We start from the raw sequence: 11,991 nt of genomic DNA, 5'->3' as shown, positions 1-11,991 counted from the left end.
CATCCGCACAAACAGGCAAAATACCCTCTGTGGTTATTTATAGATTCATCTCTTCATTACGGCTTCCAATAAGCTATACCTACCCGTTTTTTGAAGTTAGACTGTTTTTGAAAAAGGAACAAGAAATAATCCACTATACAATTTATTATTTGGATCTGTATTTTCATACCACTCTGCCGCAAATAAATTCTCAGACTTTACACGCTTTTTTTTCAGTTCTGCATGAAGCCACTTTCTTGTTTTACCAATCTCTTTCAGCCCCTTATCAAGAATTTCACCATTTTGTATTAAAATGATAGACTTCTTTCCTTCTTCCTTTTTAATAACGGAACAATCGCCATTGGTTTCTAAACGAACGAAAGCAGCTTCATGTAAACTACAGCCTTTAATGCGCAACATTGTAATCAGATCATTCACACTGATACCTAATTTTTTAATCTTGTCCACTTGAAATACTCCATCTAAAACCAATGCAATATGTCGTCCTGCAATGAGACGACGAAAAAAAACTGAATAGCGCATCAGAAAATTAAGAGATGTGACTAAAGTCTGCCAAATAAATAAGACGATCAACAATTGAATACTGCTAACATCCGGACTATAAATAACGCCTCCAATAATACTTCCCATGACAAAATTACTTACCAAATCAACTGGCGTCATTTGACTAAGACTACCACGACCTGTGGTTCTTAAAATCAAGAGAAAAGCGATAAGTCCTACAACTAGTTTTAGTGCAACATACCCATAATGATATAAAAATTCCATCATATTCTCCTTTTTTATGGAGCTGCTGGAATAGAGACATTAGTGTCGCTTTATTTCCCACACAGTTATGCGCTCACCACTCTGCGGATCCTTACTGTCTTTTAAAAGAACCCCCTCGGCTGCAAGCTCATCACGAATTGTATCCGCAGCTTCCCACTCTTTATTATGGATAAGTCTTAGTCTTTCGGCAATGCGCTGATCAATAAATTTTGTATCAAGGAAAGTTTTTCTCATAAATAATGGGCAATCTATTTCTTTAATCCATTCTTGTCTTAACAGTCCTAATAAATTCATCCCATTCAGAAGAGCCAAAGCATTTCCTTCTTTATAAAATTTTCGCAAAAGAGTCAGTGCTTTTGGAGTATTAAGATCATCACTAAGTGCATCTATCAAAGTATCATCAATTGCTTCATTGTTTTTCATCTCACTCTTTTTGCTGCGAAGCCATTCATACCAACGATACAGTTCGCTGCTCGATTGTATTAAACGCTGTGCTGTCCAATTTAATGGTTCACGATAATGCGTTTGCAACATCGAAAAACGCGCAGACAAACCAGCCCAATTTTGCTTCATTTCATCGGTTAAAATACCATTAAACTCCCCCAAATTATTCTCTAAAACAGAACGAATAGTTATGAAATTGCCAAAGCTTTTCGACATCTTTTTGCCTTCAACTTGTAAAAAACCATTATGCATCCAAAAATTAGCCATTCGCTCCGTCCCAAAAGCTGAACAACTTTGTGCAATCTCATTTTCATGATGAGGAAAAATTAAATCAATTCCACCACCATGGATATCAAAAACATTGGCGGTCGGATCATCACAGGTTAAACCACCGCCATAGGGCGCTAATAACTTTGCCATTGACATTGCAGAACATTCAATATGCCAACCTGGACGACCTAAAACAGGAATTCCGCCCGGTGATTTCCAACCTGGTTCTCCTTCCACAGAAGGCTTCCACAAAACAAAATCCATCTCTTCCCTTTTATAAGCAGCAACATCGATACGCGCCCCCGCCCTCATTTCATCTAAAGAACGATTTGCAAATGCCCCATAATGGGGAGGATTTTTTATGCTACTTACAGAAAATAATATATGATTTTCCGCTTCATAAGCGTGCCCCTTTTCAAGCAACCTTTCAATTAAAGAGCGCATCTCCTCTAAATGCTCAGTGGCGCGTGGCTGACTGGTTGGCAACAGACAACCAAGTGCTATGGTATCTTGTTGAAACTGAGAATATGTACGTTCTGTTAAGTGACGAATAGCCTCATTCAATGATACGTTTGGATATTCGCTAGCTGCTCGTGCATTAATTTTATCATCGACATCTGTAATATTACGTGCATATAGAACATGCTCATTGCCATAAACATGACGCAATAAGCGAAATAAAATATCAAAAACAATAACAGGACGTGCATTTCCTATATGCGCATAATCATAAATTGTCGGTCCACAAACATAAAGGCGTACTCTTGTCGCATCTATTGGTGTAAATTTTTCTTTTTTACGTGTTAGCGTATTATAAAATCGCAACTCTTTCATTTATTGACTCCATGGACGATATTATGCACCGATCCTTTTAGATGTATCTTATCCCAAATCATTGTATTACGCGGTTTAAGCTAAAAACTTGTATCTTATAGTAAATTCTTCTTACCATTTTCCCATTGTATTTACGGCTGTATTCATCGTTTATCATAAAAACAATCTATTTTATTTGATTGGACAAAAGCGTTCTATCATTAGAGATGCGTTCTCTCCTTAAAGAAAATGAGCTTAGAAAAAAATCTATAGGCAATACAATATAAATCTATGTGAAAAATAGATAGCTTGCAGGCAGAAAATCTTAAATTTTTAACCACACAAAGCTTCGTCAGTATTTTCAATATTCCACAATGGGTTCCTTACTGCCTCTTACGCCCTATATTTTATAATCAATAATTGAGAATAATGTAGCAATTAACTTTATTTTTTTACACCGTTCTCATGACAAAATTATTTTATCTTTACAGAGTTTTATTCAAAGAAAGCAATAAAAATAATGCGGTATAGATTGATGAACATCATTATTTTAATATTTCTTGTCATTTCAATGCCAACCTTTGCACAACAATCTCCACCTTATGAAAAAAAATTACTCCGACTAGCAGAAATTTTGGGATCATTGCATTCTCTCCAAAATCTTTGCGAGCCTCCAACAAACCAATGGTATGACTATATGAATGCACTGATTGAAGCAGAACGCCCCATTCCACAAAGACGTGCTTATTTTTATGAAGCGTTTAATGAAGCGTATCGTGCTTTCTCAGAAAATTATCATCATTGTACACAAGCAGCCATTGAAGCCAACCAAAGATACATTGAGGAAGGAAGAATTTTATCTGAAAACCTCCTCATGCATTATAAATAATTAATCTATACAAAAAGTAGCTCTCTCAATCTTAGCGATATCAATGATACTCCTTTCACAAATGCGGGGAGCAATAAACCAGCTCTGAAAATAGAGAGACGTTTAAAGAATAATGTCTTGATACGCTTTTATTCATATGCGCCTTTTTCCCCATACAAAACTGTTCTTTGGCTTCCTCCCCACACTTTAACGGACAAAGATTTTTAACTAAATTTGCTCTGTAAATAATCTAGGTTCTTGTTGAACAAGGTTTCTCTTGGCTTCTAACACATGTAATTTGCTGCATAGTTTCTACAAACAAGCCTAAGAATATTCACCACGCATAAAAAAAACACTTATGTATCAAAGAGGCTGACATACCCTATATCACCACTCTAAAGGATGGTATTTTACGGCATACTTATAATTTTAATCTGTTTACACCAAAGTTTCCATAAATTTAACAGGCTCTCCTTGTGAAGGTGTGACAATTTCACCTTCCCACATAACGCGCATACCACGGATAATAGTCCCAACAGGCCAACCTTTAACTTTTTGACCATCATAAGGTGTCCAACCGGCGCGAGAACCAATTAAGCTATTCGTAATAATTTCCTCTCGCTTAAGATCAACAATGGTTAAATCAGCATCAAACCCAACAGCAATGCGCCCTTTACAACTTATACCAAAAATACGACTAGGGCCATGTGAAGTGAGATCAACAAAACGTTCAAGAGATATTTTTCCTGCATTCACATGTGTCAACATAATTGCTGCTGTTGTTTGCACGCCTGTCATACCTGAAGGTGAAGAGGGATAAGGTTGAAGTTTTTCTTCAAGAGTATGAGGCGCATGATCTGAACCTAAGACATCAATAATTCCTTGTTGAACACCGTACCAAAGAGCGTCACGGTGGCGCGGCTCACGAATAGGTGGATTCATCTGAATTAATGTACCAAACTTCTTATAATCATCAGCCGTGAGCGTCAAATGATGTTGTGTCACTTCAATTGTTGCAACATCCTTATGTTTTTTTAGAAAATCAATTTCTTCTTCTGTCGAAAGATGTAACACATGAATCCGAGCCTTCGTCTCATGAGCAATTTTTACCAAACGCTGCGTACATTTTAATGCCGCAACTTCATCACGCCAAATCGGATGTGACGATGCATCCCCTTCAATACGCAATATTTTACGCTCTTTGAGCCTCGCCTCATCTTCAGAATGAAAAGCCGCACGACGGCGTGTATTCTTCAAAATAAGGCGTACACTTTCATCATCATCAACCAAAAGATCACCGGTAGAGGACCCCATAAAGACTTTAATTCCAGCCGCACCAGGAAGTCTTTCTAATTCAGATAGTTCATGAGCATTTTCACGCGTTCCTCCAACCCAAAATGCAAAATCACAATGCATTCGATGAAATGCGCGTTGAACCTTATCGCTTAATGTTTCTTCTGATGTTGTCAATGGATTGGTATTAGGCATTTCAAAAACTGCCGTAACACCCCCTAACACAGCAGAATACGAGCCACTTTCCAAATCCTCCTTATATTCATTTCCTGGCTCACGAAAATGCACTTGGCTATCAATAATTCCTGGTAAAATATGAAGCCCCGTACAATCAATGACCTCACTAGCCGATGCACATGTAAGGTCGCCTATTTCAGCAATACGACCATTTGTAATACCAATATCACGCTTGCTTCTTCCATCATGATTCACAAGTGTTGCACCTTTAAAAATTGTATCAAATGTTTTAAACATAACCACGCTCCTTACATATTGCTCACTTATCGATTATGTAACTTTGAGCAGAAAGGCAAGAACCATGATTGAAAAACAAAATGCCATTTGCTTAAAAAACCGCGGACTTATTCAAATTACAGGCGAAGAAGCAACAGATTTTCTACAATCCCTGATCACGACAGATGTAAAAAAAATCAGTCCACAGGAACTTTTCCCTGGAGCCCTTTTATCCCCACAAGGAAAGGTTCTTGCTGATTTTCTTATCGGAAAAAAAGAAGATGGTTACCTGATTGATATCAGGATGCCTTTAGCTGATACGCTCCATAAGCATCTGTTGCTCTATAAGCTGCGCAAAAAAGTAGAAATTACACAACCATTCCAAGAGCTTGTTACAGTTTCTTTGAATAATGAATCAGATGCTTTAAATTTTGATTCAAGTTTTGTTGATAAACGCTTCCCACAAAAAGAAAAAATAATACGAATCTATGGCAAAAAACCTTTTTTAACTTCAGAATATCATGACACATGGAATCAATTGCGTATCCGTTATGCAATTGCGGAAAGTGATCAAGACTATGAAATTGGCAAAGTCTTTCCTCATGATATTAATTACGATCAAATCAATGGACTTGCATTCAATAAAGGATGTTATATTGGACAAGAAATTGTTTCACGAATGCACCACCGCCGTGCAGCACGTCGCCGTATTTTTATTGTAAAAGGCCAGTGTAAATTAACCCCTCAATCTAGCATTGAAGCAGGAACAAAAGTGCTTGGCTACTTGGGAACATGTGTAGAAAATGAGGCTCTTGCTTTAATGCGTATTGACCACGTCAAAGATGCTATGGATCATAACATCCCCTTTACTGTAAAAAACATTCCTGTCACTATAAGCATTGCTGAAAATATGAATTTTACCTTTCCTGAAAATACTATAGAAAACACTCATGGCTAAAGCTGAATTATTAAAAAATGGAGAAGCCCGCGCTTGGCAAAGAATGCTCTCTGGAAGGCGACTTGATCTTCTCAACCCTTCTCCTTTTGATGTTGAAATTGAAGATATTGCCCATGGACTTGCTCGCGTAGCACGTTGGAACGGTCAAACACGAGGAGAGCATGCCTATTCTGTTGCACAACATTCACTTTTGGTTGAACAAATATTTCAAAAACTTTTTCCACAATCGGGAAGCAACGAATGTCTTTATGCCCTTCTTCATGATGCTCCAGAATATGTCATCGGCGATATGATTTCCCCTTTTAAAGCTGTTATAGGAAAACAATATGAACGCGTTGAAAAGCGCATCCAAGATGCTATCCACATGCGCTTTTCTCTTCCCGTTGATCTTTCTCAAAAACTTTTAAAAAAAATTAAACAAGCCGACCGTATCGCTGCCTATTATGAAGCGATTACGCTTGCTGGATTTAATACAGAAGAAGCCCTTCACTATTTTGGCTCTCCCAATAATATTTTACCCGATGATCTGAATTTATCCCCCTATTCTACCCAACACATTGAAAACGCATTTTTAACGCGCTTTAATGACTTGGATGTCCAAAGATTATAGCCCCTTCGCATTGTTGATTCCTTGTCATTACAGAATCATCACACTGACTTATAATAATAATTCATTGTTTTTTCATTTTGAATGAGAGCTCCTAATATCGTAAGCTTCACTCATTTCAAATCTGTTTATATTGAATCAATCAAAATCATTCTCTTGCACACCACAAGCGGGTCTGGCGTGTGGGTAAAATTTTTTAAAGAAAGAGTTAAAATGCTTCTTATGAACCATCTCAAGTGCTAAGCGCTGTCGCAGCATTGAAAATTGGCAAAGTGTGTGATGATGCCGGCTTGCTCTCTTATGAAGCGTAAAGACGCGAGTACTCTATAAATTTTATACACTTCATAAGGGACTTACCACTATACTATTCACGAACGCCGTCGCGAAATAGGTTGGGTACCTTAAGAAAGCTTTCTTTAAAAAAGCATGTGAATTAGCGACCCAATGGCGTTCTGTTTTGCATGAGAGGCGTGACTTCATTAAAGAAATGGAAAAAATCACAGTTCAAATTGCATACAAAATATATTAAAAATGCACATTCATTATCAAAATAACAAATGTTCTCTTGTCAAACCTTTCATCTTAAACTGAAGTTTATTTTAGTTTATAAACTTCATTATCCGCTGGGAAAGCACGAGATGTGACATCCTCTGCATAATTCTTTATTGCAGTTTCCATGGCTTGTTCAAGGTCTCCATAACGGCGTACAAATTTTGGCACATGAGAACCATAGCCCAACATATCTTCCATAACCAATACTTGCCCATCACATTGATTGGACGCCCCTATACCGATCGTAGGGATAGAAAGCTTATCTGTCAGTTTCACCGCTAAAGGTTCAACCATTGCTTCTAAAACAACAGCAAAAGCACCTGCCTCTTCAATCGCTGCTCCATCTGCTTCAATTCTTTGCCAATCATTCTCCTTGCGTCCTTGTGTTTTAAAACCACCAAAACGATTCATTGCTTGGGGTGTAAGACCAATGTGCCCCATCACTGGAATGCCACGTTTACACAAAAAATCTACTGTTTCGGCTATATAAACGCCCCCTTCAAGCTTAACTGCACCACACCCCGTTTGTGCAAGAATGCGCGATGCATTTAAAAAAGCTTGCTCTGGACTTTCCTCATAAGAACCAAAAGGCATATCAATAACAACAAGAGCTTTTTGAGATCCACGCACCACGGCTTTCCCGTGTGAAATCATCATATCTAAATTAACAGGAAGCGTTGTCTCAAACCCATACACAACCATCCCAACGCTATCACCAACCAAAAGGATATCGCAATATGGATCAGCAATCCGCGCAGTATAAGCTTGATAAGCTGTTAAAGAAACAATTGGCTGTTGTCCCTTTCGTGCACGTATTTCGGAAGATGTTATACGCTTTACGGTTTTATGTACACTCATTTTCCACCCTTCTCTTGCAATATATATTGATCAATCAGCCTTATCTCACCAAAGCGGACAGTAAGAAGTAAAACTGCTGGTTTATTCAATGTTCCTTTAACCACGCATAAAGTTTCCATATCCCGTAAATCTATCGCTTCAATGATTGCACGCGTTTCTTGTTGTAAAATATCACGAACAGTTTTGCATAATTTATCAACCGACCGTTCACCTTCATGATAAAGCTTTTCAGCAGCTTTTCCACTTTCAGGAATAATTTTGGCAGCTTTACGATCTTCTAATGTTAAAAGCTGATTGCGTGAAGAACACGCTACACCATCTGACTCCCGTAGAATAGGAACTCCAACGATTTCAATAGGAAAAGCCAAATCTTCAACCATACGCCGAATAATTAAAATTTGTTGAAAATCCTTTTCCCCAAAAAAAGCCTTATCTGCTTGGACAATGTTAAAAAGTTTAGCAACAACGCTTGTTACACCACAAAAATGCCCTGGACGTAATTTTCCCATCAAAATACGTGATAATTTTTTCACTTGTACAATTGTATCATTCCCCAGTGGCCACATTTCATCGACAGAAGGAGCAAAAACACATTCAACACCTGCTTCTTTTAACAAAGCACAATCGCCCTTCAAATCTCTTGGATATTGAGAAAAATCTTCTTGAGGTCCAAATTGCTTTGGATTGACAAAAATAGAAACCACTACGCGATCACACATTGCTCTTGCATACTGTACTAATGCAAGATGTCCATCATGCAATGCCCCCATTGTTGGAACAAAACCAATCGAAAAACCTAAACGTCGTTCCTCTGAAGTATATTGGCGGACTTCAGCAATTGTCTTTAAAATTCTCATTTTCCCATTCAATTATCATCAGATCAACCAATTAATGCCTGTACACCAAATTGACGCTCAAACAATTGTATCAAATTCATGCGCACTGACGGCTGCTTTATATCTCGTGGCTCCCAGACATGACGCATAAGAAAAAAACCCGTCAGTATAAAACCATTTATTATGTCACTAAAATCAGCAGGACGGGTCGTTCTTTGTACAAGAAACTGTGGTAGAATGAGAAGCTTTTTTTTCCAAGGTTCCCCTGCTTCTTCACAGACAGCCCGTCCAGATTTTGGTGATACGTAATGAAGCCTTTCCTGACGACCTGTTGCAGCACAACAAGATAAATCAAGACCAAAACCAAGTTCTTCAAGAAGCCGCATTTCAAAACGTACAAGCAATTCTGCATTTACAAATGGTTCATCAAAATTCTGCATAAAAAGGTGTAAAATATCATATAAAATGGGGTGCGGATCACGTTCGGGAAGAAGCCGCAAATGAAAAGCTATCAATTGCAAAGCATAAAGTGCTTCTGGTAGACAGATTAATCGTGCCGCATGTAAATCAAGAGCTTCAAGCCGAAAAAGTCCCAAATGTTCGTCTAAACGAGCCCACCATTCAGCCTCCACAAAATTTCCAGGTTGAAGAAGAGCTGCCATGCGACGCGAGCGCCCCCCTTTTACCACTCCCATATAACGACCATGTTCACGTGTCATAATCTCAAGAATAACACTTGTTTCACCATATTGGCGTGTACCAAGTATAACGGCTTGTTCTTTCCACTTCATTTTACTTTAATTATTTTTAACAATCTTATTAAAAAAAATCCAATCCCATTTCACGATAACGTTCTGGATCGGTATCCCAATTATCGCGCACTTTCACAAAGAGAAAAAGATGCACCTTTTGATCCATAATTTCCATGAGTTCTTTACGTGCTGCTTGACCAATCGCTTTAATTGTATCTCCTTTTGCTCCTAAGACAATTTTTTTCTGACTCTCACGCTCGACATAAATAACTTGATTAATTTTAACGGAACCATCTGAACGCTCTTCCCAGTTTTCTGTTTCAACCGTTGAGGAATAAGGAAGTTCATCATGAAGACGAAGAAAAAGTTTTTCACGCGTAATTTCAGCAGCAAGATGACGCATAGGCATATCAGAAATTTGATCTTCCGGATAATACCATGGCCCTTCCTGCATCATGTTACTCAACGCATGAAGTAAATCCTTGCAACCAGAACCGTTTAGAGCAGAAATCATAAATGTTTGCGCAAACTTTACACGTTCATTTATTTTAGTGGTTAACGCTAGAAGAGATGATTTAACAACTGTATCAACCTTATTAAGAACAAGAACTTTTTCTTGTTTCATATTGTTTACAATATCTAACATCATATCAACTTCATCCGAAAGACCACTTTGAGCGTCAATTAAAACAAGTAGAACATCAGCGCTCTTAGCCCCTCCCCAAGCAGCAGAGACCATGGCTCGTTCTAAGCGCTTATGGGGACGAAAAACACCCGGTGTATCGACCAACACAATTTGCACATCATCATGAATGACAATACCGCGGATTAAAGTTCGTGTTGTTTGTACCTTATGTGTTACAATTGAAACCTTTGTTCCAACCAATTGATTAACCAATGTCGATTTACCGGCATTAGGCATCCCAATAAGCACAACAAACCCAGAACGCGTTTTCATAACGTCACTCATGATCATTTTTTCCCACTGTTTTCCATACACCCTCTCGTCGCAAAATTTTTTCAGCTGCCATTCTTTCAGCATATCTTTTGGAGCTTCCCTGCCCAATCTCTGAAGCAAACCCAGAAATACTGACCTCTACAATAAAAACAGGATCGTGATCTGGACCTGAACGTTTTATAACCTGATAATGTGGTTGTGCATTGCCTTGGATATGCGCCCATTCCTGTAATTCTGTCTTGGCATCACGTCGACCAGCATCCATTTTCTTTGCCCGACTTTGCCAATATTTTTGAATAAAAGGGCGAACGCTTTCCAATCCTCCATCGAGATATATTACTGCAATCAAAGCTTCCACGACATCTGCATGCATGTTGATAAGTCGACGTCCCTCAAAATTTTTCATCTCAAAACCAACACGGATCATATCAGGAAGTCTCATTTCACGCGCAATATCAGCACATGTCTGTGCATTGACCAGATGATTTAAACGGACTGATAATTCACCTTCACTTGCCTGAGGAAAAAGTTGATACAGCATCTCTGCAATCAAAAGCCCTAAAACCCGATCCCCTAGAAACTCTAGTCGTTCATAATTCCCCTGTTCCGAATCTTGTACACTCGAGTGTGTTAATGCCTTCTTTAACCTCTCTTCATCTTTAAAACGATGCCCCGTCAGCTTGAAAAGCTGATCAATCATGAGACGTTTCATCGTTGTTTCCTTGCTTGATAAGCGGCAAATCATGAACCGTATTTATGAAAGAAAACAAACGTTTCCAACGCACATCAAATGGCCAGCGCCAAATCTGCCAAGCACTTGAACCATTACTGATAGAAAAGAAAATCACGCTCGCGCGACCAATAAGATTTTCTTCTGGAACATAGCCTACATCTAAACGACTATCATCTGAATTGTCGCGGTTATCTCCCATCATAAAGTAATGTCCTTGAGGAACTTCAAAGACTTCTGTATCATCAACTTTCGGGATGAAAGCTAAATCAAGTGTATCATAACTGACACCGTTAGGCATTGTCTCGCGATAAACCTCAACAGGATAGTTAACCTCTGTTATATCAGAATTATCAATCTCCCCCATAAAGTGACGTGAAACAGCCTCATCATTAATATAAAGGACACTTTGACGAACTTGTATACGATCACCTGGTAGCCCAACAACGCGTTTTATATAATCAATCTTCGGATTACTTGGTAAGCGAAAAACGACCACATCTCCACGTTGAGGTTGAGATGCCCAAATCCGTCCAGAAAAAAGAGGAGGAGAAAAGGGGATGGAAAAACGAGAATACCCATATGCATACTTAGAAACAAACAGATAATCTCCCACCAACAAAGTAGGACGCATTGAACCGGAAGGAATACTAAACGGCTGGAAAAAAAGTGTCCGAATAAACGCTGCTAAAAGCAAAGCCTGTATTAAAACAGAAATAAATTCACGAAGCCCACCTTTTTTTTCTTTTTTATGCACTTTATCTTTTTGGATCATCACCAACTGCCTTCTCATCACAGATATAATTTTTTTCATCATAATATTCAAATAAC

Annotated in this window: 12 protein-coding genes; 3 read left to right on the top strand and 9 right to left on the bottom strand. The window is 38.4% G+C overall.

What is annotated here, in order from left to right; genetic code table 11:
• Positions 1 to 96 precede the first annotated feature (96 nt).
• Together ACFINH_RS01035 and cysS are read right to left on the bottom strand one after the other, a co-directional pair.
• Entirely contained in the window at positions 97 to 768 is a 672-nt protein-coding gene (locus tag ACFINH_RS01035) for a DUF421 domain-containing protein (protein ID WP_375631812.1), read from the bottom strand.
• A gap of 39 nt (positions 769 to 807) precedes the next feature.
• Positions 808 to 2,316 carry a cysteine--tRNA ligase gene (gene cysS / locus ACFINH_RS01030; RefSeq protein ID WP_375612941.1) on the bottom strand — a complete coding sequence of 503 codons (1,509 nt, stop codon included), beginning with the start codon at positions 2,314 to 2,316 and terminating at the stop codon, positions 808 to 810.
• Positions 2,317 to 2,815: 499 nt separating this feature from the next.
• Here cysS and ACFINH_RS01025 point away from each other — a divergent pair, with 499 nt between their 5' ends.
• Complete coding sequence (locus tag ACFINH_RS01025) at positions 2,816 to 3,184, top strand: TIGR02301 family protein (protein ID WP_375612942.1); 369 nt, start codon at positions 2,816 to 2,818, stop codon at positions 3,182 to 3,184.
• A gap of 417 nt (positions 3,185 to 3,601) precedes the next feature.
• Here the strand turns inward: ACFINH_RS01025 and ACFINH_RS01020 are convergent, their stop codons facing one another.
• Entirely contained in the window at positions 3,602 to 4,930 is a 1,329-nt protein-coding gene (locus ACFINH_RS01020) for a dihydroorotase (protein ID WP_375612943.1), read from the bottom strand.
• 64 nt (positions 4,931 to 4,994) lie between these two features.
• Here ACFINH_RS01020 and ACFINH_RS01015 point away from each other — a divergent pair, with 64 nt between their 5' ends.
• The gene (locus ACFINH_RS01015) at positions 4,995 to 5,867 is read left to right on the top strand and encodes a YgfZ/GcvT domain-containing protein (protein ID WP_375631711.1); all 873 of its coding nucleotides are present in this window, start codon (positions 4,995 to 4,997) and stop codon (positions 5,865 to 5,867) included.
• A complete protein-coding gene (locus tag ACFINH_RS01010; protein ID WP_375610152.1) occupies positions 5,860 to 6,477 on the top strand; it encodes a YfbR-like 5'-deoxynucleotidase in 618 nt (205 codons plus the stop codon). Before ACFINH_RS01015 ends, ACFINH_RS01010 begins: the two co-directional genes overlap by 8 nt.
• A 591-nt stretch (positions 6,478 to 7,068) precedes the next feature.
• Here ACFINH_RS01010 and panB read toward each other — a convergent pair.
• Genes panB through lepB form a run of 6 tightly spaced genes read right to left on the bottom strand, consistent with a single transcriptional unit; the run spans position 7,069 to position 11,935 of the window.
• Entirely contained in the window at positions 7,069 to 7,884 is an 816-nt protein-coding gene (gene panB / locus ACFINH_RS01005) for a 3-methyl-2-oxobutanoate hydroxymethyltransferase (protein ID WP_375612945.1), read from the bottom strand.
• Positions 7,881 to 8,741, bottom strand: coding sequence for a pantoate--beta-alanine ligase (gene panC, locus ACFINH_RS01000; RefSeq protein ID WP_375631709.1), 861 nt, complete (start codon positions 8,739 to 8,741; stop codon positions 7,881 to 7,883). Before panC ends, panB begins: the two co-directional genes overlap by 4 nt.
• A 23-nt stretch (positions 8,742 to 8,764) precedes the next feature.
• Positions 8,765 to 9,511, bottom strand: coding sequence for a DNA repair protein RecO (gene recO / locus ACFINH_RS00995; RefSeq protein ID WP_375631707.1), 747 nt, complete (start codon positions 9,509 to 9,511; stop codon positions 8,765 to 8,767).
• 28 nt (positions 9,512 to 9,539) lie between these two features.
• The gene (gene era, locus ACFINH_RS00990; protein ID WP_375631705.1) at positions 9,540 to 10,442 is read right to left on the bottom strand and encodes a GTPase Era; all 903 of its coding nucleotides are present in this window, start codon (positions 10,440 to 10,442) and stop codon (positions 9,540 to 9,542) included.
• On the bottom strand, positions 10,435 to 11,142 hold the full coding sequence (gene rnc, locus ACFINH_RS00985) for a ribonuclease III (protein ID WP_375631703.1): 708 nt from the start codon (positions 11,140 to 11,142) through the stop codon (positions 10,435 to 10,437). Before rnc ends, era begins: the two co-directional genes overlap by 8 nt.
• A complete protein-coding gene (lepB, locus tag ACFINH_RS00980) occupies positions 11,123 to 11,935 on the bottom strand; it encodes a signal peptidase I (RefSeq protein WP_375611213.1) in 813 nt (270 codons plus the stop codon). Before lepB ends, rnc begins: the two co-directional genes overlap by 20 nt.
• Between the last annotated feature and the right edge of the window lie 56 nt (positions 11,936 to 11,991).

Origin of the sequence: Bartonella sp. AA74HLJMH (genome assembly GCF_042197045.1) — a bacterium.
Lineage (GTDB): Bacteria > Pseudomonadota > Alphaproteobacteria > Rhizobiales > Rhizobiaceae > Bartonella.
The sequence above is the reverse complement of the archived record's forward strand: the minus strand, read 5'-3'. Positions and strand labels throughout refer to the sequence as shown.